The organism is Ilumatobacteraceae bacterium, from assembly GCA_033344875.1.
Lineage (GTDB): Bacteria > Actinomycetota > Acidimicrobiia > Acidimicrobiales > Ilumatobacteraceae > Ilumatobacter.
Window position 1 is genome coordinate 287,122 of record JAWPMO010000001.1, and the last position, 25,521, is coordinate 312,642.

At 65.8% G+C, this 25,521-nt stretch carries 16 protein-coding genes and 1 pseudogene; 11 read left to right on the plus strand and 6 right to left on the minus strand.

Going from position 1 to position 25,521, the window contains the following annotated elements:
• Positions 1-348: 348 nt before the first annotated feature.
• The 9 genes and pseudogenes from ltrA (at position 349) to R8G01_01395 (ending at position 9,357) form a co-directional block, all read left to right on the plus strand.
• Positions 349-1,797 (plus strand): group II intron reverse transcriptase/maturase, encoded by a 1,449-nt coding sequence (ltrA, locus tag R8G01_01355; protein MDW3212616.1) that lies wholly within the window; start codon positions 349-351, stop codon positions 1,795-1,797.
• Between the two features lie 107 nt (positions 1,798-1,904).
• A pseudogene (locus R8G01_01360) lies at positions 1,905-2,381 on the plus strand (DDE-type integrase/transposase/recombinase).
• A gap of 90 nt (positions 2,382-2,471) precedes the next feature.
• Positions 2,472-3,530, plus strand: coding sequence for a hypothetical protein (locus tag R8G01_01365; protein ID MDW3212617.1), 1,059 nt, complete (start codon positions 2,472-2,474; stop codon positions 3,528-3,530).
• Positions 3,442-4,488: a hypothetical protein gene (locus tag R8G01_01370; protein MDW3212618.1), complete on the plus strand. Its 1,047-nt coding sequence runs from the start codon at positions 3,442-3,444 to the stop codon at positions 4,486-4,488. The genes R8G01_01365 and R8G01_01370 overlap by 89 nt, the downstream gene beginning before the upstream one ends.
• Positions 4,475-5,464: an ImmA/IrrE family metallo-endopeptidase gene (locus tag R8G01_01375; protein MDW3212619.1), complete on the plus strand. Its 990-nt coding sequence runs from the start codon at positions 4,475-4,477 to the stop codon at positions 5,462-5,464. Before R8G01_01370 ends, R8G01_01375 begins: the two co-directional genes overlap by 14 nt.
• A gap of 92 nt (positions 5,465-5,556) precedes the next feature.
• A complete protein-coding gene (locus R8G01_01380) occupies positions 5,557-6,540 on the plus strand; it encodes a nucleotidyltransferase (protein ID MDW3212620.1) in 984 nt (327 codons plus the stop codon).
• A complete protein-coding gene (locus R8G01_01385) occupies positions 6,522-7,040 on the plus strand; it encodes a hypothetical protein (protein MDW3212621.1) in 519 nt (172 codons plus the stop codon). Before R8G01_01380 ends, R8G01_01385 begins: the two co-directional genes overlap by 19 nt.
• Positions 7,037-7,621: a hypothetical protein gene (locus R8G01_01390; protein MDW3212622.1), complete on the plus strand. Its 585-nt coding sequence runs from the start codon at positions 7,037-7,039 to the stop codon at positions 7,619-7,621. Before R8G01_01385 ends, R8G01_01390 begins: the two co-directional genes overlap by 4 nt.
• A gap of 605 nt (positions 7,622-8,226) precedes the next feature.
• Positions 8,227-9,357, plus strand: a complete 1,131-nt coding sequence (locus tag R8G01_01395) for a competence protein CoiA family protein (protein MDW3212623.1) — start codon at positions 8,227-8,229, stop codon at positions 9,355-9,357.
• Between the two features lie 54 nt (positions 9,358-9,411).
• On the opposite strand, the gene R8G01_01400 is transcribed toward R8G01_01395, so the two are convergent.
• From R8G01_01400 to R8G01_01415, 4 genes are all read right to left on the minus strand, one after another.
• On the minus strand, positions 9,412-9,651 hold the full coding sequence (locus R8G01_01400) for a helix-turn-helix domain-containing protein (protein ID MDW3212624.1): 240 nt from the start codon (positions 9,649-9,651) through the stop codon (positions 9,412-9,414).
• 104 nt (positions 9,652-9,755) lie between these two features.
• Positions 9,756-13,937, minus strand: a complete 4,182-nt coding sequence (gene mobF / locus R8G01_01405; protein ID MDW3212625.1) for a MobF family relaxase — start codon at positions 13,935-13,937, stop codon at positions 9,756-9,758.
• A 417-nt stretch (positions 13,938-14,354) separates the two neighbouring features.
• Positions 14,355-14,675, minus strand: a complete 321-nt coding sequence (locus tag R8G01_01410; protein MDW3212626.1) for a hypothetical protein — start codon at positions 14,673-14,675, stop codon at positions 14,355-14,357.
• A gap of 109 nt (positions 14,676-14,784) precedes the next feature.
• The gene (locus R8G01_01415; GenBank protein ID MDW3212627.1) at positions 14,785-15,186 is read right to left on the minus strand and encodes a hypothetical protein; all 402 of its coding nucleotides are present in this window, start codon (positions 15,184-15,186) and stop codon (positions 14,785-14,787) included.
• A gap of 330 nt (positions 15,187-15,516) precedes the next feature.
• Between R8G01_01415 and R8G01_01420 the strand changes: the two genes are divergently transcribed.
• Both R8G01_01420 and R8G01_01425 read left to right on the plus strand, forming a co-directional pair.
• A complete protein-coding gene (locus R8G01_01420; protein MDW3212628.1) occupies positions 15,517-19,962 on the plus strand; it encodes a hypothetical protein in 4,446 nt (1,481 codons plus the stop codon).
• A 471-nt stretch (positions 19,963-20,433) separates the two neighbouring features.
• Positions 20,434-20,709, plus strand: coding sequence for a hypothetical protein (locus R8G01_01425; protein ID MDW3212629.1), 276 nt, complete (start codon positions 20,434-20,436; stop codon positions 20,707-20,709).
• A 12-nt stretch (positions 20,710-20,721) separates the two neighbouring features.
• Here R8G01_01425 and R8G01_01430 read toward each other — a convergent pair whose 3' ends face one another.
• Together R8G01_01430 and R8G01_01435 are read right to left on the minus strand one after the other, a co-directional pair.
• Complete coding sequence (locus tag R8G01_01430; GenBank protein MDW3212630.1) at positions 20,722-23,109, minus strand: DEAD/DEAH box helicase family protein; 2,388 nt, start codon at positions 23,107-23,109, stop codon at positions 20,722-20,724.
• 89 nt (positions 23,110-23,198) lie between these two features.
• Positions 23,199-25,022, minus strand: a complete 1,824-nt coding sequence (locus R8G01_01435; protein MDW3212631.1) for a site-specific DNA-methyltransferase — start codon at positions 25,020-25,022, stop codon at positions 23,199-23,201.
• Positions 25,023-25,521: the final 499 nt, after the last annotated feature.

Genomic DNA, 25,521 nt, shown 5'->3' on the forward strand with positions numbered 1-25,521 from the left:
ATCTGGGCTGCGTAGCAACGCGCACCCGCACGATGTGCGGGGAACTCTGCGGTCGGGTGATGTCGCCGGCCGGGAGGCCACGATGAAGGCCTGCGGCGTAGTCGTGGCGATGTTGCAGGGGCATAGCTGGACGCCGACCCCGTCGAACGGTTGGAGAGTGAACGTGGGAACCATCCCGCTGGTCCCTCCCCGCTGCCCAGCCAGGGTGGCGGGTGGGAAGGCCCGTTGCCGGTTGATGCCGGTGGGGTGGGGCGGAGGACCCGTAGTAGTCCGAGGCCGGGAAAGCCGGTCACATGGCGAAGGGGTCCAGCGTGTTCGCAGCAGACAAGCGGAGCGTGGAGGTCGCTGGTGAATACCGGCGCGCCGTGGCCGAGCCTCGAAGAGGCCGAGCTGCGGGTACGCGTGATGCAGACGAAGCTGCACCACTGGGCGAAGGCCGATCCTGGCCGTCGCTTCGATGACTTGTTCAACCTCGTGTATGACCCGGCGTTCCTCACCGTGGGGTGGCGTCGGGTGCGGGGCAACAAGGGCGCACGAACCGCCGGGGTCGACGGAATCGCACCGCGATCGGTCGTTCTCGGTGTCGAGGAACTGCTGACGGGCATCAGGGATGACCTGAAGGCCCGTCGGTTCGTTCCTCAACGGGTGCGGGAAAGGACGATCCCGAAGGGCAACGGCAAGGTCCGTGCCCTGGGGATCCCGACGACCGCAGACCGGATCGTGCAGTCCTCGTTGAAGCTGGTGCTCGAACCGATCTTCGAGGCGGACTTCAAGCCCTGTTCGTATGGCTTCCGTCCGAAGCGCCGAGCTCAAGACGCGATCGCCGAGATCCACTACCTCGCGTCACCGACCCGGAACTACGGGTGGGTGTTCGAGGCGGACATCGAGGCGTGCTTCGACCAGATCGACCACGCGGCCCTCATGGACCGGGTGCGGAATCGGGTCGGGGACAAACGCGTGCTGGGGTTGGTGAAGGCGTTCCTGCGAGCCGGTGTCCTCTCCGAGGACGGCGCCTGGCGGGAGACGATCACCGGCACACCCCAAGGCGGGATCCTCTCGCCGCTGCTGGCCAACATCGCGTTGTCCGTGCTGGACGAGCACTTCACCCAGAAATGGGACGCGCTCGGAGGGGAATGGACGCGTGCCAAGCGCCGTCGCGCCGGGGAACCGGTCATGAGACTCGTCCGCTACGCGGACGACTTCGTGGTCATGGTCCACGGCACCCGCGACGACGCCGAAGCACTCCGCGACGAAGTCAGCTCGGTGTTGGCCCCGATGGGCTTGCGCCTATCAGACGCCAAGACGAGGGTCTGCCACATCGACGAGGGGTTCGACTTCCTGGGATGGCGCATCCAGCGTCGCGCCTGGCGAGGCCGGACCGGCAAGACCGCTGTCTACACCTACCCGTCCAAGAAGAGCCTGCGCTCGATCATGGACAAGGTGCGACAGCTCACCCGCCGAGCGAAACATCGAACGCTCGCAGACCTGCTGCGCCGACTGAACCCGGTGCTGCGGGGCTGGTGCAACTACTTCAGGCACGGCGTGTCATCACGCACCTTCGGCTACCTCGACCACTTCGCCTTCTGGCGGATCGTCGGCTGGCTGAAGAAGCGACACCTCGGCTTGAACATGCACACCCTCATCCGGCGCTACGTCCCCAACTGGGAGATGCGCGCCGGCGGGATCGACATGTTCCGACCGGAAGCGGTCGCCATCGAGCGCTACCGATACCGGGGCACGAAGATCCCGACCCCATGGGACAGCGAGACCACAGGATCACCCGCACCAGCGGCATGAACACGTGGAGAGCCGGATGCAGTGGAAGCTGCACGTCCGGTTCGGAGGGCGGGCCGGAGAAACCCACCCACCGAAAGGTGGACAGGGCGCTCCGGTCCGACCCCTACACCGAGCACTGGACGCGGGAGGGCAAGCTCTACATGTGTGCGATCAAAGACGTCTGGTCGAACCGGATTGTTGGCTACTCGATCGACAGCCGCATGAAGGCCCGACTCGCCGTCCAGGCGATCGACAACGCCGCTGCTCGACGCGGCGGTGACGTTGCAGGGTGCATTCTGCATTCGGATCGCGGGTCGCAATTTCGTTCACGAAAGGCGCAGCGAGCGCTGGTCCGCCACGGCATGGTCGGCTCGATGGGCCAGGTCGGCTCCGCAGGCGACAACGCCGCGATGGAATCGTTCTTCTCACTCCTGCAGAAGAACGTCCTCAACCGGCGCGCATGGGCGACTCGTGACGAGCTGCGCATCGAGATCGTCACCTGGATCGAACGCACCTACCACCGCCGGCGACGCCAGCCCCGCCTCGGCCGATTGACCCCGATCGAATACGAGACCATCATGACCCCGACCACCAAAGCCGCCTAACAAACCCCATCTGTCACCGAAACGTGCAGCAGACCCCTCAGTTCCGCCACGACGTCTTAGCGGCGAACAGTCACGGTGAAGCTTCGTTGGGTGTCCGTCATGCCCTGCTGCTGTCACACTCGAAAGGTACCGTTTAAGGCCATGCGGGATGAGGACGAGGCCGAAGGGTCGGCGACGGCCCGGCCGCCGGGATCGCTGATCGATCGTCTGCTGTCGTCCCCTGATCACGTGACGGTCGAGGAGGCGAACCTGCTCGTTTTGCGACTCGCTCGTTCCGTCACGAAGTCACTGCCACCGTTGGCGGGCACGACGTGGAATGTCGCGGCGATTGAGGACCTGGTAAACGAGGTGTGGGCTGAAGACATCGTGTTCCGCTGCGCGCAACGCGCCGGTACCGACAAGGACTTCAAGCGGATGTTGAAGGCAGCGGTTCACAACATGACCGTCGACTCGCTTCGCAAGGAGGACGACCTGCCGATCCGCGAACGAGTGCAGGACGTCTTGGACGAGGGCCCGTTCATCTGCGAGATGGACGCGTACGGACTCGATGGCTTCGAACCAGGCCGGCGCTATCAGGACGACGAACGCGAGCTGGTGCGAGTCGCCAACCTGGAACACCTGCCGCTCATCTACCAACGACCCGACGCCAAGAAGCGGTCGCCGTTCGCGAAACGCGCTGACCTCGAACGCGTGCTCACGAAAGTGCTCACCTTCGCGGCGGCATTCGTGATGCTGAACTCCTTGACGGCCGTGATCAAAGCGCGCCTGAACCGTTCTCGGTCATTCGTGCACGTCGAGTGGACCTTCGACGACGAGGAACGCTCTGACCACGCCGAGCGCGACGACTCACAACCCGAAGCCACGGTCATCGCCACCGAGATCTGGGCGTCGCTCACCAAGGACGAGAAGGTCGCGGTGGCATACATCAACCTCCCGACGCGCGAAGCGGCCGCGAAGATGGGTGTGAAGAGCCCCACCACGGCAAGCAAACGCATCGCGAGCGTCCGCGCCGAGCTCGAAGAACAGCTCACCGGGATGGACGAGCTGCAACCTGCCATCGTTGCCGAGTTGCTCCGCCTGCACGGTGAACATTGGACAGAACCGGCAGATGCTTCGTTGGTTGAAGGTGAGGACACCACCAATGGCTGAGCAACATCTGTCGGAACTCGAACTGCTTGACGTCGCCCTGGGCGACGCCTCGTCCGCCGCGCTCGACCACGTCGAGGCGTGCGGCGAGTGCCGGGCCGCTGCTGCGCAACTCGCTGCCGATCTTGAGCGTTCCGGCCAGGAGCGTGCCGTCGAAGTAGCTGAACGCCGCGCTGTCCACGCGCCCACGTCGCCCCGCGAGCCGGCGGCCGGGGATGTGTGGCGAGCGACGTGGGACGACATCGCGCAACTCGTGCTCGTGATCGCTGTCAACGAGGACGACGACATGGTGAAGGTCGCAGCAGTCGGCGAACTCGACGCTGCCGACAACCAGAGCATTCCGATCGACGAACAGGTACTTGGATGGCCGGCCGTGGCACTGCTAGGCGTTCAGGCGAGGATCCCGACCAGAACGCTCTACATGCTGCACGGACAGTCAGTGCCGCTCGAACCACAAGAGGTCGCCGAACCAGTCGTCAGTGCCACTGACCTGCGCTCACTCGAGCACGCGACCTTCCACGAGAACCTCGCGCATCTCACGGAAGCGACGTGGGTGCCAGCACACGCCACAGGATCACTCGCCGAACAACTCCGAGCGATGTGGTCGAGACCGAGCCAACTGGCTCAAGCGCTCGACATCGGGAACACCGAGGCACGTGAACTCATCCAAGGCAAGCGTGCGCCAACGTCAACCGAGGCGGCAGTGCTGGCTGGACTCGGTGTTGACGCATCCGGGGTCGCGCCCCCGCCGGCGAACGCAATCTGGGCTGTTGACCGGCCGCAGTTCAGGCAGCACTGGCGGGACCTAGCTGACACGTCCGGTGTCAGCGAGGCCGACTACCGGTGGACTGCGTACATCGACGGCCAGTTCGCGCTCGCAGCACGGCAAACCGGGGCTGACACCAACAGCCGCGAGACATGGCTCGGCAGGATCAGCGAGGTGCTCGATGGGCTGGCCTGACCCGATCGCGCTGCGCCATCGCGCCGAGGAACTGGTAAGCACCTTCGACGATGACCTCATCGATCAGCTCCGCCATGATCCGGCCGCGGGGGTCGCGGCGTTAGGCATCACCGTCGTCGACACCGCCACCAGCGGAAGCAGCTGTGACCTGGATGCCAGCTACAACCGCCGCACGAACGTGATCTCCGTCTCGGAGCTCGCATCACCCAGCAGGCGTCGCTTCTCGCTGCTGCATGAACTCGGCCACGAGCGCATCAACAAGTCGGCTGTCGGCGGCGGGGTGGCGGACTGGCTCGATGGCTTCGACCGGAATGCCGACGCCGTCGAGGAACGGATCTGCGATGCGTTCGCCGCTCACATCATGTTCAGCGGCGCCGATGTGTCCCTTCCGTCGAACTTCGGCGCTCGCGCCGTGATCGACCTGTGGGAGGCCGGCACGGCGAGCCGTGAGGCGTGTTGTGTGTTCGCCGCTCAGCATCTTGGCGCGCCCGGGATGGTGGTCCTCGCCCGCGACGGTGTGGTGCTGTTCTCGTCGCCTCACTCGCTGCAGTTCCGGATCAGTCGTGGCGTTGAGCAGGACGAGCGATCGGCGATCGCCCGGGCCGGCAACGAAGGGCTCGCGCGAGCGCACCGCGAGCGGCCGACACTGCGCTCGGGTCCGTCGTACACCGATCTTGATGGCGACGCCCGACTGACCGATGACGGCTACGTGTTCGCGGTTCTGCGCGAATCGCGTCAGCGCACGGATCGCCACGGCACACCTGAGCGCCGCCCCTGGACGTGCTCGACGTGCGGCGACGACATCACCGACGAAGACTGGTGCAACGTGTGCCGCCAGCGGATCTGTCCGGAGTGCGGGTGCCGATGCGCTGGACCGCGGCCCGAGCCGAAGGCTGAGCGCAGGTGCGGCGCATGCGGCATGGCCGCTGCTGCGGCGGTGTCGGAGTGCGAGCTGTGCGGCGCTGAGCTGGGCTGACGGCCGCTGGGCACCTCGAATGGACAGATCGGGGCGATCGTCCGTTGTCGATGGGTGACAAACCAAGTTCCCCTCAACGGAGGATTTCACCCATGACCATCAAGACGACCAGCCAGGCGTTCGACGAACTCGACGAGAACCTGAAGCTCGACCCGCGCGAACGCGCCCGCGCCATCAAGATCCACAACGAGATCACCGCCGCACTCATCAAGGTGCAGTTGGCGATTGCCGCCTTCCTGCAGGGCTCGTTCGCCCGCAAGACGATGCTCGCCCCGCTGCGCGACATCGATAAGGTCCTGATCCTGGCCTGGGACCCCAACGACAAGGGGCCTGGCTCCGCGAGCAGGGCCGCTCACAAGGTCGCCGGAACGCTCCGGGACCTGTACCCGAACCACACGGTGACGATCGGGAAGCACTGCGTCAAGCTCGAACTGGACTCGGACGACTTCACGTTCGACATCGTCCCCGCGGTCGAGACCGACGACGGGACCGGCGACGTGTGGATCATCGACACCGAGCAGGACCGCTGGGAGCGTTCCAACACCCGCACCCTCATCTCGATTATCCAGCAGCGGAACCAGGACTGCGATGGCCGTTGGGTGCGCCAGGTCCGCTTCGTGAAGCTGTTCGTACGCGAACAGCTCGACGGGATCGTGCCGGGACTCCACGTCGAGAAGTACACGTGGGACTCCGTCAAGGACAACATGCCCCACGACGGGGCTGTCGCTGCGATCCTCGCCAAAGGCGCCGAGCTGCTCGCCCCTGGGACCACCTACACCGAGCCGACCGGACGGGATCGCATCGATCACCGTCTGTCCACCGTGGACCGTCAGCGCGCCCACACCGAGTTCACCAGGGCCGCTGCGGCCGCTGCGAAGGCCGTGACCCACGCCCGCAACGGCGAGCACAACGCCGCGATCGCCATCTGGCACTCGCTGTTCGGTGACGACTTCTCCAAGCCCGACGAGCGCTCTGCGATCAAGGCGCTCGATCGTGGCGCCGGGATTGCCGGCACCGTCACGTCGACCGCCCCGGTGAAGGCACCGAAGACCCGGTCGTGGAGGCCCGGCGCCTGATGCCGCTCGACAACGACACCGTCCTCGCCGACCCGTGCGCCGCGATCAGCGTCGTACGGGCGGCGATGCCGAACATCGTCGGGACCGTCATCACCGACGCCGACGCCCATCACGTCTCGATGGAGATGCGCCTCGCCCCATCGCTCGAGTTCAAGCCGCACGGCTACCCGGTCGAGTGGGTTCGGATCGTCGTCCGTCGTGGGACGAACCCGCCGGCCGCGTACCCGTTGCGGGCTGGACTCACCTGGTATCACCGCTACCCGACGATCAAGGGTGAGCGGGTGAGCGGGAAGCTGTGCCTGTGGTACCCGAAGGATCCGGAGCACCTGAAGTGGAGGTGGGCGGACGGGTTCGAGCAGTTCATCATGCTCGTCCACAAGCACCTTCTCGGCGAGGAGTACTTCCGCCGCCACGGCGAATGGCCCTGGGTTGACGCCCCGCATGGCGAACGTGCCGATGGGCGTCCGCATCCTGTGCCCGGGAGGTTGATGAGCGCATGATCGCCCAGACCGCACAGACAGCGGCAGACGACTGGGACTGGTTGAAGAACGCCAGCGTCGTCGGCGCCGCCCTCGGGCTCGTCGGCGTCATCGTGACGATGTGGGTCAACTCGCTCATCGCTCGGCGCCGCCAACGACGGGAGCGCTATGCCGACATGGCCGCAACGCTTGCGGCGTGGATCGAAGTGCCGTTCATGATCCGCCGGCGGACCTCGAACGACAAGGCCACGATCGACCACATCGTCACCCACATCCAGGGCCTCCAGCATCAGCTGACCGTCGACCACGCCGAGCTCCGCTCAGACTGTCGATGGCTCGCGAAGTGTCGTGACAAAGCACAACACGCGATCCAGGCCGCCGCCAAGCCGTACATCGACGAGGCGTGGAACCTGCCGCCGATCTCGTCGACGAGCGAGCTCGTCATCGGAGAATGGGGGCCGACCGACGCCCGCTGCTCGGTGGAAGCGTTCGTCGACCACCTCCGCTGGCGGTTCGGCTGGCGATGGGTGCTCAACCCCGTGCGCCGGCTGACAGCCCGGGTCGTACGGCAGGCACGTCGCCGAACGTCTGGGAGCAGTTGACGTCCCAGCTCGTTTGGCGCAGGTGGTCTGGATGCAAGGTTGATCGCGTAGAGCTCGCCACGTTGGGGCTTGTCGCTGTCGCGCTCGGGTCCGGAGGCGGCGAGGGCTGCGATCTGACGCTCGAGGGTGAGCGGCGCATTGCCGGGCCTGTCGTGTCAGGTCTTCGTGCCCACTACCAGATCTCGGACAACGGTGCCTCGATCGGTGCGATCCCAGTGCTCCTGCTCCGGGATCCCTTGCGCGAATCGAGCGGTGAGTAACCGTCGTCGGCGTTTCACGACCGCGTTTCCAGAATCAACAGGACGAACGACGTCGCCGAGTTCAAGCCCAGGCCGACGAGACAAGCTCTGCCTCTGGGTGACGAACTGTGAGTCCGCCGCGATCCGCCGCTCTCGGACAGTCCGGTGCGGTGGCCCTGCCCCTGAATCCCCTGAATCCCCTGAACGCCGGCCCGGTGGCGCGTTGCCGCACGGCCGTGCTGACGCTGCGGCCGGCCTGCCGGATGTGACACCCCTTTGACATGATTGACGGGCATGGGCGACGCGGATGGTCCAGCGCAACATCGGGTATGGCCAGGGGACGTCTCCTCGACGATCAGCTATCCGGTGGCCGACGACCAGGGAACGCTCGTGTGGGCGGACGACCTTGCCGCCGAGCAGCGGCGCCCGACCACGCTTACCTGTATCGGGTGTGGCGGCCGTCTCGTGCTGCGGGCCGGCCAGCGCAACGCCCCGCACTTCGCGCACTACGACGCGAACCAGTGCATCAACACGGAAACTGCGTTGCACCTGGCAGCGAAACGCGTCATCGCTGACTCCATCAACGCCGCCCGGATCGCGAACGGCAGGTATCCCGCACGTTGGTACTGCGGCGGCTGCGAGGATGACCGGGTCGTCAATCTCGCCACCGACCGCGTCACCGCCGCGGTCGTGGAACAGAACCTCGGCGACGTCCAACCCGACATCGCACTCCTGGACGCTGACAAATCCGTCCGCGTCGTCGTCGAGGTGGTCGTCACCCACTGGCCAGAACCCGCAGCCCTCGACTGGTACCAGGCGAACAGCATCGGTGTGCTGTGCGTCGAACCTGGGTGGGACACGCTCACCGACCTTCGTTCGGAGTTCACCGCAGCAGCCGCGCATCACATGACGTGCCGCGGGTGGCGGCACCCGCACCAGCCCGCAAACCGGACATGTCATTGTGGGCAGCCGCTGCGGTCCCTCCGGTTCGAAATCGCGCACGGCGGCACGTGTTGGAGGGACGGGTGCAAACGGCCGCTTCCCGCCCTCGACGTGATCGAAGTCTTCCCCGACGACAGCCAGCACGCACTGCGAGCGTCCGACCCGACACTCGTCGGCATTGCGCACCAAGCCAGGGCGCTCGGGCTGCAACTGCGAGAGAACTCGTCCAAGACCGAGAACCGCCGGTATCTGATGCATCACTGTCCAGCGTGCGGCGCGAAGGCCGGCGACTACTTCCAATATGAGCACTCCGCCGACATGACCCTCGTCGCAGGCAGCGAAGTCCGACATCTGACCATGTGCGCCGCCGGCCACTGGGAGGTCATGCGTGCGTCCCGCGTACCCGACGTCCCACCAACGCGCATCGTCGGTCCGTTCATCAGCCAGCGGCGTAGCGACGACGGATGGGTCGGAGGGGTCGGCGCCGATACGGCGCCCCGTACGTTCACCGCCCGGGATGCGATTCGGATAATGACACGCGGCACGGGATTCTGAGCATCGTCCGCCGTTCCGGGATCGGTGCGTCAGGGCTCAGTCCACCGGCCGTAGCTACCGGCGGCATGCGACCGGCGCGACCCGCTGGGCTTCCAGCCAGACGTTTACTTCGTCGGGGTCGAACCGGATCAGGTGTCCGCATTTGAGGTAGGGGATGCGTCGTTCAGCGACGAGTCGGCGAACGGTGCGGATGCTGACGCCGAGGTGTTGGGCGAGGCCCTCGACGGTGAGCAGCACCGGCACTGGATCGGTGACGATCGTGGTGGAGTTTCTAGGGATCTGTTGGCGTCTCATGGCCAACGACGGTGAACTCTCGATGTCACGGATTACTACCTGTCTCACTTTCGGACTTTGGTCGTGCCGAGGACCCAATCGGGTCGGGAAGTCAGCACCCGGGTTTACCCGACGTCCACGGTGATTGTGGGCTGAGGCCCGGTCGGCTCCGTCACGACGGGTTCGATGCCGTTGTCGGTGGTGATGGCTCGGGCGACGAGTTCGTCGGCGAGGGAGCGGACGTCTCGGGTGACGAGTTGGCCGTTGTCGTGTTGGCGACGGAGTTCGTCGACTACCCATGCGGGTTGGGTGCTGAGCACGTCGTGGGTGAGGGTGGCGACTCGGGTCGTGCGGGCGGCGTCCCAGGTGGTGGGGGCGTACCGCTCGAAGCTGGTGTCGACGCGGCGGGCGCGGCGGGTATCGCGTAGCTCGACGGTGATCGTGGCCAGCTCGGCACGGACGGCCTCGGCTTCGGTGGGGGAGGCGACGTCGACGAGATGTTGGAAGTGGTCGCGTCGGGCTTCCAGTTGGCGCACTGGGTCGGCTTGGGCCTCGGCGTGGTCGATCTCGGCGAGGGTGCGGTCCTCACGGGCATCCAGCGTCGTGGCGAGCGCCCGAAGCTGGTCGAGCGCTTCTTGCACCTCGGCCGGTTGTGCGGCGGGCCAGTGGGCGAGCGGTGACTGCTGGGTGATCAGGGTGGTGATCTGTTCGAGTTCGACGAGGTGTGGCCAGTTCGTGAGGATCCATTCGCGGCGTGCGTCTTGCACGGCCATCGCGGACGTCAGGTAGCCGTGCATCTCGGTGGGGTCCAATCGTGACGTGACGATGCGGTCGATGAAGCTGCGTTGGTCGGCCGGCGCCGTGGCGAGCAGTTGCTCGAGTTCGTGTTGGCGCTCGATGAGCTGGACCGGGGTCAGGGCGGTGCGCGGGAGCGGTTCGGGTCGGTCGTGGGTGGTGAGCCAGAGGCGGTCTTCGAGGGTGCGGACCATGAGGTGGTGCCACTCGGTGGCGACGATCGGATCGGTGGGGCGAGGTCCGAGTCCTTCAGTGTCCGCCGGGAGGTCTCGGTTGGCGCGGTACTCGGCGATGCGGGTGGTGGCGTCGTCCCATACGGCGGCTGCTGCGGGGGTGGTGGGGCGTGGGCCGAGCCAGGTGGTGAGCCACTCGGGTCGGTCGGCGCAGAGTTGGCGGGCGGCGTTGTCGAGGGCGGCGTGTGTGGCGCGGCGGTAGCGGTCGGCGTCGCCGGGGGCGACTCCCCGTTGGGCGAGCGCGTCGGCCCACGCCTGTTCTGCTCGCTCGACGGCTGCCTGGCGTCGGGCGAGCGTGTCGGTGGCGGCTGGGGTGAGGGTGACGGGTGCGGGGTGGTCGATGACGACGAGGTCGGACCAGTCGAGGGTCTTCACGGCGGTGCGGCCGTCGACGCTTTCGAAGTGGACGACGCACGCTCCGGCGTGGTCGTCGATCGACAGGACTTGGCCGACGTTGTCGCGGTCGACCGCGCGTGCTCGGCGCCCGACGGCGACGTGTTCGCGGGTCTCGACGGCGGCGTCGAGCGCGGCCCGCAGGGTTGCTGGGCTGTCGAGGCCACAGGTGAGTTCGGCGTGGGCGGCGTGACGTGCCCGCGCTGCGAGTTCGGGTACGGGGACGTTGGCGGCGAGATCAGCGATGTGCGGGGCTTCGCGGTCGTCGACGAGGACGAGGGTCTTGGCGCCGGTCGTGTCGAGTCGGGCGCGCAGTTCGGCTTCTGGGTCGGGGTCCGGTTCGGTGGGGAGGGGGATTCCGTCGCGGTGTGCTTCGAGGGTTTCGGCGGCTTGTGCGCTGGTGGCGTACACCCGAGAGACGTGGCGGGCGCGGGACATGCCGACGTAGCCGGCTTCGCGGTAGAGACCGGCGGGGCCGACGAGGAGCACGGAGTCGCACGTGACGCCTTGGGCCTTGTGGACGACTACGGCGTAAGCGTGGTCGACCAAACCTCGCTCGAGGTACTCGTGGTCGAGCGCCACGTGGTCGCCGCCGGTCGTGACGAGGGTCATAAGGTCGGGCGAGACGCTGGTGACAGTGCCACGCATGCCGTTGTCGACGCTGAACGGGTCACCGTCCACGAGATGTTGGTGTCCGTCGTTGCGGCACAGCACGACCCGGTCACCGACGACGAAGCCGCGCCCGGCGAACTCGACCTCGCTGGTGAGGTCGAGCAACCCGTTGGCGGCGAGGATCTGGCGGGCGTGGCGATTGAGGAGGCGGGCTTCGGCTTTGGTGCCCGACAGCAGGAGTGTGTCGTGGCCGGCGACCCAGCTGTGGTGCCAGTCACCGAGCACGAGCGCGTGGAGGTCCTCGATAGTGTCGGCGATCACAACACGACCGTGATCGAGGTAGGCGGCGAACGCCCGAGACACGTCGCCCGAGCGGAGTTCGTCGAGGGCAGTACGTTCCCATTCGTTGACTTGGCGGCGGTTGACCGTCAGCTCCACAGTCCGATCGCCGAGCGTGTCGAGCGCGGCGCGGAACGCGCCACCAGCGGCGACTTCGGGGAGTTGATGATGGTCGCCGACCAGCAGCACCTTGGCTCCGGATCGGGTGGCCTGATCGACTAGCGCGGCGAGATCGCGGGTGCCCGCCATGCCGGCCTCGTCGACGACGATCAGTGTCTGCGAGTCCACCTCGACACGGTTGACTCGGTGCCGGGCGATCGTCACCGACTCAATGCCCGAGCCGTCCTGCAACTCGCGTGCAGCGCGGGCCGAGGGGGCGAGCCCGATCACGTTCCAGCCGACCACCTCGTACGCCTCGCGGACGGCGCCGAGCGTGTGCGTCTTGCCCGTACCCGCTCGCCCGACCAGCACCGCCACGCGGTCGCCGCCAGCAGTCAGCACGCGCAGCGCTTCGGCCTGGTCAGGACCGAGCGTCGAGCGCGCCGCCACGGCCTCGACCACGTCGGCCGGCACCAGACCGACGCCGGCGTCGATGCCCACAGCGAGTTCATCGACCAGTGCTTGCTCGACGGCCAGCAGTGAACGCGCCGTGTACAGCAGCTCCCGATCGTCAGCGACGGTCCGATCCGGGGCGTGCATCTCGCGCCGTTCGGCGTCGTGATCGCCGACCCGGACGACGGCGGGGGAGGCGAGAATTCTGTCGACGGTCCGCTCCACTCGTTCCAGCGACGCGCCGGCCGGCGCGTGAGCGGCGACTGCTTGGGCGAGATGAAAGCGGTCAAAGGTGCCGGTCTTCTCGGTCGCGAACGCGGTCAGCAGCCACTCGGCCCACTCCTCGAACGTCACCTCGACCTCGGTCCTGGTGGGCCGCTCGGGGTGCCACTCCCAACTCGGGATCACCCACCGCTCACCCTCGTCGCTCGGCCCGGCCGCTCCCGCCAGAAGCTCGTCGACGTTGGTCGAACCCCAACCCACAGAGTTGGCGCGTTCGTGCCAGTCGGTCTGGAGGGTGCGGAAGTCCTCGAGGGCGTGCTTGCTAGTGCGGGTCTCAAGCAACGCCTGTCGTTCGGCGTCAGGGCCGGACTGTCCGGTGAGATCGAGCCATTCGGCGATCTGCTCGTGGCGCCGTGAGAACTCGCGCAACAGGCGCCCAGGGATGCCGGCGATCTCGGCCGAGTCGTTGTGGATCGGACCCCACTCGATGCCGAGCCGAGCGGTGAGCTCGCGGCGCATCGCGGTCTGGAACAACACACCGACGGAACGCTTGGCGGCGAACAGAGCGGTGCCGTCGAGAGCGGTCCACCGGTTGTCGATCCCGCGGGCCATGTTGGCGACGAGCACGTGCCAGTGCAGGTGCGGGTCGCCGAGCCGGGACGTACGGTGCGGGAACTGGGCGGCGACGAAGCCCTCGGCGACCATCCGTCGTGTACCGAAGTCGGCAGGGTCGCGGACCAGCTCGCGATTGTTCGTCCCCCGGCGGACGAAGCACGCCTCGCGTTCCAGCCACGCCAACGACTCGTTCATGGCGGCTTCGCAGCCGGCGGTGACTTCGGCCTGCACGAGCGGGTCGGCGAGTGCCCACAGCACTGACACCGACTTGGGTACCGAGAAGGTCAGGTCGTAGCCGGGTACCCGTCGAGGATGCGAGACAACCTCGCCGCCGTTCGGTGTGAGCCCGGTGCCGGGAGCGAGCCCGGCCAACACGGCGCGCAGGTCGTCGCCGGCCACCTGGCCGTCGAGGTCGAGCAGCGCCGAGCCGGTCCCGGTCCACACGCCCGGCGCTTCGCCGGCGCCGGTGTAGTACTCGTCGAGGCCGGACGCGATCTGGGCGAGGTAGTACGACTCGACGCCGACGCGAAGCTTCCACAGGCTCATCACACGTGAGACATGCCTCCTGCGAACGGCGTTCGTGACAGGTACGAGCACCCCCGGTGCATATGTGCAGAAGCTGACTATTTCGCGAGTGGGCGAGTGTGTAGGCGGTGGCCGGGGACGCTGGACCGTCGCGGTCGGGCGGTTGCGTCAGATGCACGATTCGGTCGGTGGACGCACGAGCCGGTACGTGGCGAGGCCGCTGACGGAGCACGCGTCTGTGGCGGCGGGTCGGGTGGCGACGAGCACGCGGCGGTGCTGAGGCATCGGGGCGTGTCCAGGCCGGTGGTGGGTAGCGGGAGCACTCGACTCGTCGAGGCGCCGGTTCACGACAACGAGCGCGTCGAGGCGGTGAGCGGGCATGACAAGGCCCGGGTCCGCCGGCGGCGCCGGCTGCGGACGTTGCGGGCGGATGCGTCGTCAGCTGTGGGTGGTGGTCGGAGCGAGTCGCTCGAGAGCGCGCTGAACCGAGCTCCACCAGCCGTCCTGGTCGTCAGACGGCGGCGTGAGGGTCGTATGGCCGTCGAGGCCGATCTCGAGCCACCGGCCATCGGTGGCGGCGATGAGCGCGGAGTGGAAAGGGTGATGACGGGCAACGGCGAGCGCGGTGGCTGCGGCCAGCGTTGGCTCGACGGTCAAGGCGATCGGATGTTGGTCCGGTGTGAGCACACGGAACCGGACCGGCGTCGACGGCGTGTGAGCGACGAACGGCTGCGTCGGAGAGGTGGATGCGCGGCTCACGACCGATCCGTACCGGCACGGTGCCCATCACTACCCGACCGGGTCGGGCAGTGGGACGGCGGAGCGAGCGGGCGGTAGCCCGACCGAGTCGGGTAGTCGAGCCGAGTGGTCATGCTGCCAGCGGAAGGTCGTCGCGCAAGTAGTCGGGCAACCGCTCCAACCACCGAACCGGCAACTGCGGGACCGACGTCCGTACGGCAATTCCGCTCGAACCGATCAGGGCGAACCCGAACCGCCCCAACCTCGACACCGCCTTCGCCGCTCGATTGCCGACCCCGAGACCGAACGTGGCGGCGAACGGCCCGGGTTCCCACACGGTGGGCCCGGCCGTGGCGTAGCGGGCAAGGCGGTGCAGGATGAGCGTCGCGGACGGCCCGAGCACCGGACACAACAGCACGAGCGCCTCGTCGGAGTCGGTGGGCAACCCACCCTCGCAGACGGGATCGACCCAGGGGGTGACTTCGAACGACGGACGGGAGAGAAGCTCGACGGCGAGCGTGCTGTGATCCATCAGGATCTCCGATCTGGCTTGAGTGGGCGTCGCCGGGTCGGCACGTGGGACCGACTTCCCCGATATGTGGGTGCACCGACCCGGCACCACGACACAATCAAAAACCCTCACCCGACCACAAGTGTTTTTGATCATGTTTGTACGGCGCTTGGCGCACTTGTGCGATCTACTGCCTCAGGCGAGTTGTGACCGGTCTGAAAGGCGTCACCGGCCCGGCGTTATGGGACAGTGAAGTCGCTCAGTATGTGTGCCGTTGACGGCGGATGGGCAGAGCCCTCAACCTTGGCCTTTTGTGTTTTTGAGAGGGCGGGGATCGACAACACTGGAGTCGTGCCGATCGACCCAATCTCGATTGCAGCCGAGTTCGCAGCCACGAACGCATTTGCGAGCATCAGCGGCAAACTCCGCGACGCGCTAAAGCGCCGCGAATGCCGACGGCAGCTCGCCGGCAACACTTGGGCCGAGGTCGTCAAGCGGAGCGATGGCCGGCTTCGACGGGCACAGGGGTACCTCGATCTGGACCTGCTGTGGAGGTGGACGCAACAACCCGAGGTCCACGCAGCGCTCCTATCCGCCGATCCGGCCCAGGTCCGCCAGCACGGAGGGACTCTTCGCGAGGTCTGGCGGACCTCGACATATGACGAGACCAACCCGATGTCCGACGCTGACGCCCAACTGGCCGCCGAGACCGTCTTCTTCCTTCTCGTCGTGGACGTCCTCGCAGGGGACGAGTTGCTCTCGACCTACGCGGCGCGCATCCTCGATGCGATCGACGATGTGCACAACGAGTTGGCGCTCGTCTGCGTGACCCTCACCGAGGCTCACGCCGACGCAACAGATGCGACACGCCGTCGCCTGGCCGCCATCTCAGATGGCGTCCTGCGCGTCGCAGATCGAGGCTTGACCGAACCCGGGGGAGACACCTTTCGGATCCGACGTCAGCGCGCCCAAACTGAGCTCACGGAGGCGATCGAAGGCCTCTCGGCGGGAACAGCCCTGGTGGTTGTCGGGCAGCCCGACGTGGGCAAGTCGCACCTGACTTCGACCGTCCTCCGGCAGATGCGACGCGACCGGGACATCTTCGCACTGGACCTCCGACGGCATCAGAATTCGGTGTCGGATTTCGAGTCGTTGCTCGGAGACAACTTCCCAACAGCGATCGCAGCGCCTGGTGACAGCCTGCCGCCCGTCGTAGCACTCGATGGTGCTGAAGTCATTCAGTCGGTTGGGCCGGAATTGATGCAGGCACTCGTCTCGCAGGCGATCGAAGCGGGTTGCTGCGTCGTGATCATCAGTCGATCTGATGCGTATTCGGACATCCGCCAGGCCCTGGCGGCAAGCGGCGTCTCCACGTCGCAGTTCGAGGTGGCACCCTTAGCTCTCGACGATCTCGATTCCGTTCGCGACATGCTGCCCAACGCACAGGCCCTGATGTCTCTGCCCGTTGGAGCCTGGCTCGCTCGTCGTCCCGGGCTCCTGCAGGCGTGGCTCCTGATCGAACCCGACGTGCCCATCAAGAACGAGGGCCATCTCGTTGATCTACTCCGACACCGCTACATCGACTTCCCGGGTGCTGGTCGGCAGGCACGACTTGACGCAGCCAACGGGCTCGCCCGGGCCGAGTTGGGCGACGACCTCGGCGACATTGACCCTGTAGCGGTCGAAGATCTACGCGGTAGCGGGGTTCTGGCCGGACGCAACAACAGTTGGGAGAATCGACTCGCATTCTCTGACGATCTGTGGCGCGACGCGGCGGTCGCTGGGCTCGTCGCCAGTGACCCTGAAGCGCTCGGAGAGTACTCGGCTATTCGACCTGCGATGCGCGCAGCATCGATTGCCTGCCAACTTCGACTCAACGCAGATCCTGAGTCAGTCCGCTCCCTCGTGGCCTCGTTCGAACGGATCGCTGCGCGAACCAACCAGGTTCGATGGGGCGAGGTCCCCTTCGAAGCGATGTCGTCCCTCGGGGGGTCATCGTCCGACTGGACCGCGCTACTCGACCAGCTCGCAACGGGCGGAATGCTCGAACGCTTCCTGTCCACAGCGAGTCGCACGTCCAACTCGCTGATGAGCGACGCACCTCTCGGTATGGCGGGGCTGATCGACGCACTGCTCGACAACCACTCGGACAATCCCCACGCCCGCCCCGTGTTACGGGCGTGGCTCGAGGCTGCCGCGATTCATGCGCCCACCACGACGTCACCGGCCAGGCAACGCGCCTGCAGATTCCTGGTTGGGAGGCCGCCGGGGGGCTATCCGTCAGACCACGACGTTGCCGAGTGGCTGAACGACATCGCGATGTGCGGCGTGGACCTGACACCAGAGGCAGCGGGGATTCTTCGTCGGACCGTGGCCGAACGGCCGAATCACCTTGATGCGATCTTCCGAAGCTTTCGCACCGGATTCGCTCTTGCCGAAGGTCAGCCCGATCTACTTATCGAACTCTCGGAGTCGTATTACGTCGTGCGCGCAGGCTGGTCGATCGAAGCGCTGCGCTCTCCATACCGCGGAATGGGGCCGCGCTTCGGTGCGCTCCACACGCCGCTTCCGCGACTGCTCCGTGTCCGGCCGCCGGAGGCAATGGCGCTCGTGAGTCGCATCCTCGACGCCGCATGCGAGAGAGGATTCGCCGCGCGTCGTTGGCCCGAAGAGTCTGATCATGAACCCGAAACGACATCTCTCGAGTTGCCCGGACGCGGTGAAGCCAGCCTCGTCGGCGGAGTCGATGCGTGGATGTGGTACCGAGGTGGGCTTGCGAGCCCGGCTTCGGCGGTGAGCCTCCTCCTTGCGACCGAACGCTTTGCGGATCAACTCATCGCGACCGGCCGAACCGTCGACGAGGTCACAGAGTTCGTTCTCCGCGAGACGAGCAGCCTGCCGCTTGTCGGGCTGTGTTTTGGCCTCTGCGTACGCCATCTGGACGTCGATTCCCCTAGTGACGCACTCCTCGCCTTCGCGAGTCAGACCGATGTTTGGCACCTTGAGATCGCCCGATTGGGCCAGGAGACGATCGGCTTCGGGATTCTGGACACGAACGAGGTGGCGAACGAGGAGCGGAGGCAGATCCCGATCACCGCGTTGATGCCCCAGCTGTCCGCCGCGGCGGTCCTGCGCAACGATGAGCTACTGAGCGCGAGGCTTGAAGCGGTCTCCGCCGCGCTCGAAGCTGGTAGCCCGGAGGACCCCGTCGTCAGGATGTGGGCGTGGAGCTTCCGTCCTAGCGCGATGCGGGTTGAGGTTGTTGATGGCACCCGAACGGTTGTGATGGAGGCACCGGATGACCTCGCGGACGCGATTGCGGCGCTGCAGGCTGGCACTGAGTCAAACGAAGCTGATTCCATCGCGATGCGCTACGTGTACCGATCCTCATCTGAACTGCCGGCGGATGAACTCGCGGCCGATGTCGCCCGCTGCCGATCCGAGGCCTCGTCCGGGAACCTCTGGGGAGCCGCCCGGATCAACACTGCAGCGGCGGTGGTGCGGGCCGCAGTCTTTGGCGAGGCCGAGCTGACGGTCGACGACTTGCGATGGGCGGTTTCAGAGATCGTCGGTTTTCCTCTGACGGCGCAGGCGGACCCGTCGGACGAGGAGCAAGGCCTCGGCGACATGTGGCGCCCCATTGCGGCGTTGGCGAGTGCCATTCCCCCGATCAGGGCTTCAGCGTTGCGTGGGACCTGTGGTTTCGAGCATGACCGGGTTCTCGCTCAAGCAGAGGTCGTAGCGCGCAACGTCGCTGACCGTGCTGGGGCCGAAATCCTGTGGATCATGTTCGCCCAAAATGCGTCGTTGTGGCAGAACCCTTGCGATGGCGACGCGGACGCGTGTCCGAATCTCATCGTCAAGGAGTTGTGTCACACGATCCTCGACCGTTCGATAGGTGAGATCGCGCGACCGATCGAGCGAGCATTCGATGATCACGGATCAGTCGGTGACGGGCACGCGCTCGAGACCACCCGGTACATCCAGCCGGACATCCTCCTGGCACCGCTGGCGCTCGCCGCTACCACGCTCGAGTTCTGCACGCACGTGAACCTGGATGATGTCCTCGAGCGCGGACTTCCGCTCCACTCGGAGGCATTTCGCGAGCTCGGTCGGTCAGCGCACACAGATGGAAATCACTTTCCTCGGATGGGTCAGGTGTTGTTCTCACTGGTGCGCCGCGGCCGGGTGGAACTCGTCGGGGGATACATCGAACAGCTCGCGCCGAGCTACCAGGCGCAGGCACTTCAAGGATTTCGACAGGTTGCTGGGGACGATCCGACCCTACGTCCCGTGCTCGGAGAGATCTGGCCCCGGGTGGTCTCGCGTCTGCATCGTGTGCTGTTGCACGACGATCGCTGGACGGATGCGCACGCGGAACTCGTCCCCAGTGTCTTCGTAGACGCCTATTCGATGTCACAGCCCGACGCCTGGAACGAGGCGAGCGCAAACTGGGTCGATCCACGAGCGGTTGAAGCGTCATTGGTTGAGTGGTGTGAGACTGCGGCTGGCTGTGGAAAGTGCACAGGTGCATTGGGATCATTCATGTTCACGGCAGATGCGGACTGGCTACGCGACGTCGGCTTGCCGCTGCTCAGTGAACTCGTCGCAACGGTGGCGACTGATGCGCTTAAGGACCGGTCGGCGGCTTGGCTCGCAGATATTCCCAACGAACCGCGGCTGGCCGACGCGCTCAGAGGAAACGAGCACCTGCTCGCCATTGTCGACCGATATGCGCAAGCCGACGACTACTACGCACTCATGGCGCGGGCCGCGCTCGACCCAGGCAACGGCTAGTACGCCGAACATCTTGGACGCACGTGACGCCGACGTGACGGCGGAATGCGATCCCCGCAGCATCGCTGCACAAGGATCGCTGGAGAGTTCGGAATCGGTGGTGCTGACGGGACTCGGTGGACGGTCGCGAGGCTGCGTGACTGTCACGTCGGTCGATCCGGCCTTCTGCCCGTCTGGATGCGTTCGTGATCACGAAACGATCCCGAACCACGGCCGTCGGGGCAGCTGAGGAGTGGCCACGGCGCAGCCTCGCCCCGGCGTTAGGGGGGCAGCATGGCCTTCAGGTGAGATCGTGCTCGCCTGTGGGAGCGAACGTGCTCAGGTCTTCCGAGCTAGCCTCATTCTCGGTGGTCGAATCAGTGAAGAACACCAGCTAGACAGGGCTGCAGGCCCGGGCAGTTCGCGCCGCGACGAATGGCCACACAATCAGCCGACGCAATTGCGCGACACCCCTCCGGCATGATGAACTACATGGTCGGGATTTGGGTGCTCGTGGCGGCAGGAGCTGTGTTCGCCTCGCTGTGGCTGTTCGACACGTTCGGCGGCTTCGACGACATCGGCATCGTGCACCAGGCGATGCTGTGGTCGAGTCGGCTGATGGTGGTGCTCGTCCTCATGACTCCGGCTGCCTTCGCTCTCGGCTTCGACTGGTTCATCGACTGGAAGACCGACCAGATCCTCGAAGACTGGGGACCCGCGCTCAGCAAGCTCGTCGAGCCGCCGACATCCACGACGACGCTTCCCTGAGACCTCCGGAACTCAGGCGCCCAGCTTCTTGAGGGCCGACCACGACATTGCGGCGTCGGCGACGTCCTGCTCGGACACCAGGAGGTAGTGCCACTTCCCCTCCGTCAACGAGTCGGCATTGACGTAGTTGGCCCAACGCTTCGCCGCCTTGCGCTTCGCCTTGACTTCGTCGTTGTTCATGTCGCGGTCAGCCTTGACCTCAACCACCCACCGGTCTTGGGACTTCTCGACCACGACGAGATCTGCGTTGTACTCGCGATTGTCGGAGCGCCACAGCACCGGCATGTCTCCTGTGAGAAGCCGTACCCAGCACAGCACGTCAGGCGAGTCGTCAACGAGGTTCGCTACTGCTCGCTCGGTCGACGAGTCGAACCAGTCCACTGCGTACATGGACCTCTGCCGACTGTTGTAGGCCACCGACCTCGAGAACGGTTCGTGCGGGTCGAGACTGACCCGCCGTTTGGACTTGCGGGTCCCGAAGATTGGGGTGTGCTCAACCACGGTCTCATAGCTCGGGGCGGCGAGATGCTTGCGGTGCTCGTTGGTGACGAGTTCCACCAGCCGGCCAGCAGCTCGGCCGCCGTATGCGGACAGCAGTTCCTCTGCGTCTGCGCCGAGCCCGTCGAGGAATGCGTCGATGATCGGGCCGACAGAGCGCGCCTCCGCAGCACGTGCCGGCACCACAGGTGCAGCCAGGATCGCGTCAGTGAGCTGCTCTCGCAGTGTGCCGAGCGGAAGGCGCTGCGTGGATGCCAGCAACGTGTCGGCGGCGGAGACGGTGACCATTTGGGTCCGTCGAAGGCCGTCGAGCGAGGTGACGACTTGAGCCGTGACCTTGGTTCGCGTGAACTCTTGCTCGGGCTGGGCGGCGAGGCGACGGCCGAGTTCGCGAAATGGATCAAGGTCGACGATGTCGGCGAGCGAGAAGCGTGCTTCGACGCGCGACATAGCCAGGCGTGGGACGCTGATGGCGGGCAAGTCTGCGTTGGGTCCGTACTCGGTGAACAGCACGAGGTCTTCGGACGCTGCCGTTACTTGCTCGGTGCGATCCTCGACTGATGCAACGGCTGGTCGCCCAGGGTGTTCGATCGGCTCAACCTGCCCGCTCGAGGTGGGTACAGGAAGATCGACGACGCTGGCCCCGACCTCAGTGTTTTCTGACACAACGACTGTCTGGCCTGACGAGTTCTGCCGCAGTACTGCGCGGGTGCGATGGTCCACGAACTTCTCGTTGAGGACACCTTTGGCCTTGAGCAGGTCCTCGTACCGTTCGTGCGCGAGGACCTCAAGCGTGTCGAGCATCTCGTTGCCGGTCAGCTTGCCGAACGGGAGGCGCAGTCCTCGGCCGAGCGTCTGCTCCGTGAGGACCACCGAGACCGATGCGCGCATCGAGGCAATCACGTAGACGTTCTTCGCATCCCAACCCTCCTTCAGCATCCCGACGCTGATCACGATCCGCACCGGCGAGTCGGGTGCCTCGATCTTCGCCAGGTCTTCGAGGGCAGTTTCGAGCTCGGACCCCTTCAGCTTCGAGTGAATGGTCAGGATCGAACCAAGCCATTTGCCACCCTCGAATGAAGAGGATTCGAGGATCTTCCGGAACTCGTTTGCCTCGTCCGTGTCGCCGGCGATGACGAGCATCACCGGGTTGACGGCAGGCAGGTCATTCTCGGTCGTGTACGCGTCGAGGAAGTCGGCCTTGTAGCCCAGCATCGTGACGCCGTCGGTGAGTTTGGTCAGGTCGTCCCGTCGATCGTCGCGGCGCCCGACGATCACGGGTGCCTTGACGTACCCATCGGCGATCGCAGCTGCGAGCGGGTACCGGTAGACGATCTGGTCGTCGGGTGTCTTCTTGTCGGGCGTGGCGGTGAGTCCGACCATCATGTGCGGGGTCAGGTCGGCAATCGCCCGCGAGAACGCCTTACCGAAGTAGGTGTGATGCTCGTCGGCGAGCACTACCAGGTCCTCAAGCTCTGCCAGGTGTTCGTAGAAGCCGGCTCCGAGCCCCTCCTGGAACGTATGGGTCTTGCGGCCCTGCTTCGTCGTTGGCTTCGTGAGCGACTGCACGGTGAACACGTGGAGTTTCGTGACGGTGTCGTCGTCGAGCAGAGCCCGGGTCGCCGGCGTGTTGAAGTTGTCGGCGGTGATGATCGCCGGCCGCGATTCCATGGCGCCGGCGATGCTCTTGGCGTTTCCGGGTGTGAAGTTCGCGATGGTCTTCGTGAGGATTGTCCGGTTCGGGCAGATGACTGCGAAGTTGCGGGTGGCGCGAGCGGCGGCGAAGTATTCGATCAGCCCGGCGATGATGTAGGTCTTGCCCACGCCAGTTGCCGAGTCGACGACGCACTCGAACGTCGCCGGTCGCTGCTCGACGTCGAACCAACGGGCGTGTTCGAACACGACGGACTCGAGGGCTTCACGGTTCGGCTGGCGGAGGTCCAGCCGGGCGGCGACCTCCTCGATTCGGTCGACGTCGATCTGCAGGTCAGTCAAGATGCCCGCTCCTCGGCGCGCATGCCGTCCAACACCGACGCCAGCTGCAATTGAGAACGTCTGGACTGGCGGTACTCGTCAAGCAACGAGTCCGGAACCTTGCGGGCAACGGAACCCGGGCGCAACTCCCGGAGCACGGTCTGAACGGCGGGGTCGAGTGCTGTACTCGCAACACACAACTTCTCGATCGGGTGTAGGGCATCGAGGAGCAGCCTGACGACGGACTCGTTGACGAGTCCGTCGATCACGGCGAGCCGCGATCTGCCCTTGCGCCCGCAGAAGGGCGGGTCGAGTTCGTAGGCGTACTTGAGCTGTGCGGCCGTTGCCTCTGCGAGTGCGCCGTTTGCAGCCCAGTCAGCTAGATACACCCGTCCATCGATCTCTTCGAACATCGACGGCCCGATGTCGAGTACGACGAAACCACCACCGCCAGCCCAGACGACCTCCGACTTGCTCCTCCCCGCGGCCCGCAACGCCTTGACGACGGTCCTGACCGAGACGTCGTCCACGTCGAGCACATCGGCCTTTCGAAGCGACTCCAGTGTGGTCGCGGCTGCCTTGCAATCAGCGAACGTCACGTCGTCGGGGATCTCTGTCGCTGCGACTCGAACGGTTGAGATTCCCCCGTCGTCTTCACCCCGGATGACCTTTTTCAACCGTGGGATCGTGTAGTTAGCGACGGTCTCAGCAGATGACTCGATTGTCACCCACCGCCTCCCCAACTTATGCGAGACCGCCGCCGTGGTACCAGATCCGGCGAAGCAATCGAGCACGATGTCGCCCGGGCTCGTAGCGATGTGGATGATTCGCTGCATCAGTTGTTCGGGCTTCGGCGTCGCGAACGGTTCGAGATCCGGGAACATGCGTCGTAGATGGTCACGCTTGGCGGCCTGATTAGTGCCCACCTCGTCGGCGGTCCACCAGGTTCGCGGCACGAGGCCCTGTTGGACATCGGTCAGGTACCGCTTGATGATTGGCATTCGGTCGCCATCTCGTCCGAACCAGACGCGGCCTTCCGCTCGCGCTTCCGCGAGCTTTCTCTCGGAGAACCTCCAGTAGTTGCCCTTGGGGGGTGTTACCACTCGGCCCGATGGCAGCGTGACCGGGAACCTGGCCGATCCCGAACCACTCTTAGCGGTACCATCAGCGCCCTGCAGCCATGGCCCACGCGGGTCGTCGTCTGGGTTCTGGTAGCGGGCGTTCTGAGCGTCGGTCCGCGGCAGCAGGTTGCGGCTCGCGGCCCACTGATCGGGTTCGACGGCGTACACAAGGATCGTGTCATGAACCGTGGATACGTCCGTGTCGTTTCGGCGGCCCTTGTCCTTCTCCCACACGATCGACGCGATGTGCGAACCTGCGCCGAACAACTCATCAAGTACTGAGCGGGCCCGGTGCACCTCCGTGTCGTCGAGATGCACCCAGACCGATCCGTCCTGAGCGAGAAGCGGCCGGATCTGCGCTAGCCGATCCCGGATCATCGTGAGCCACACCGAGTGCTCGAGCGCATCGTCGTACTGGGCGAACGCCTGACCTGTGTTGAAGGGAGGGTCGATGTACGCGAGCCGCACCTTCCCGACGTACGTCTCCGCGAACTCGGGCAGCTCGTTGAGTGCGCGCAGGCCGTGCAGCGCGTCGCCGCGGATGAGCAGATTCGAGCTGGCGCGGTCGGACGGGACCGAACCGACAGAGTCGACGCTGTGCAGAAGGCGGACCTCGGAGACTCGATGGTCGGTGGGCGCGACCCACTCGTAGCCACCGTCCTCCGTCGTTAGCAACGCCTGATGCTTGTTCGTCCAGGTGAGTTCGAGCCGTCCCTTCACGGCGCCCGATGGTAGGACACGAAGTGGCCTGGGCGGATCACCACGGGGCGGCGCCGCCGCTGGTGCTCGTTCATTACCGACCGACGTAGCCGGAGTGCCCACGGTCGAGCCAGTCCTGGCTCACAGGCCGAGGCCGAAGCGGAGGCCGACGCCGAAGAAGCCGATGATGTCAAGCGGTTGATGCGGTTCGGGATGGCCTCGCGAGCGCCGGGCGGACCTGGCTCAGGAGCTGCTGATCACGCTCCGCTGCGGCAGGACACTGTTCCTCGAACCGGACCGACTGGCTCCAGCGTGCCCCGATGTGTCGTCGCTATTCCCCGAATCTTGGCTGACCGAAACGCTGCGAATCTGCGAGCTATCGGGTCGAGCCGGGCCGCGGACGGATCGGTTCGCCAACCTTGAGGAGCCGGTTCCGAACGGTATTGGGACTCACGTCCAACGCCGAGCCAATCATGGCGAAGCTCTCGCCCTTCCGATACCGCTCGACGATCTCGTCGAC